Here is a 1,190-nt window from a genome sequence, read left to right as displayed (position 1 = left end):
CGGTGCTGCGGGTGGGATTCGTCCGGCGTGTCGATGGGCTCGTGTTGCGGTTGCGGTATCGGACGGATGTCGTGGACGGCGACTGTGCGGCCCGGATCGCCGGGTATCACGTCGCTGCGCTGGGGCTGATCGCTGCTGATCCGGATGCCGAGCATGGGCGGCAGAGTCTGTTGTCGGCCGAGGAGCACCGTTTCCAGGTGGAGGGGCTGGCGGGGCCGCGTCGGGAGCTGCCGGATGTGCGGGTGCACGAGTTGTTCGAGGAGCGGGTGCGTCTGTGTCCGGGTGCGGTGGCGGCGGTGCATGGTGGCCGTGAGTGGACGTATGGCGAGTTGAATGCGCGGGCGAATCGGTTGGCGCGGGCGTTGTTGGGGCGGGGGTTGGGGCGCGAGGGTGTGGTCGCGGTTGTGATGGAGCGGAATCTGGACTGGCTGGCGGCGGTGCTGGCGGTGTTCAAGGCGGGTGGGGTGTATCTGCCGGTCGAGCCGCATTTCCCGGCCGGGCGTATCGCGACGACGCTTGCGCGTGCCGGTTGTGGTCTGGTGCTGACCGAGCGGGGCAGTACGACCACTCTTGACCAGGCTCTTGTTTCGTTGCCGGGTGCCGAGCGGGTGCTGGTCGAGGAGGCCTGGGAGGAGGAGCACGCCGAGGGTGATCTGGGCGTCTGCGTGGGCGCGGGTCAGTTGGCCTACATCTATTTCACGTCGGGTTCGACGGGTGAGCCGAAGGGGGCGATGTGTGAGCACGCGGGGATGCTGAATCATCTCTTCGCCAAGATCGATGATCTGGGGATCGGTGAGGGGCAGGTGGTGGCGCAGACCGCGCCGCAGTGTTTCGACATCTCTTTGTGGCAGTTGGTGGCGGGGTTGTTGGTGGGTGGGCGGACGCTGTTGGTGGAGCAGGACGCGATCTTGGATGTTCCCCGGTTCCTGGACACGGTTGTCCGTGGCCGGGTGGGGGTGTTGCAGGTGGTGCCGTCGTATCTGGAGGCGGTGCTTGCCGAGTTGGAGCGGCGTCCGCGCCGGTTGGCGGATCTTGGGTGTGTGTCGGTGACGGGTGAGGCGCTGAAGCGGGAGCTGGCCCAGCGGTGGTTCGCCGCCCAGCCGGGGGTCAGGCTGGTCAACGCCTACGGGCTGACGGAGACGTCGGACGACACGAACCATGAGGTGATGGACCGGGCACCGAAGAAGGTG

At 67.3% G+C, this 1,190-nt stretch carries 1 protein-coding gene; it reads left to right on the top strand.

Going from position 1 to position 1,190, the window contains the following annotated elements:
- On the top strand, positions 1 to 1,190 hold a 1,190-nt coding region (locus ACWCP0_RS42160; protein ID WP_451083996.1), incomplete at both ends, for an AMP-binding protein.

This window comes from Streptomyces sp. NPDC001970 (assembly GCF_053594115.1).
This window is presented reverse-complemented; position numbering and strand designations above follow the sequence as displayed.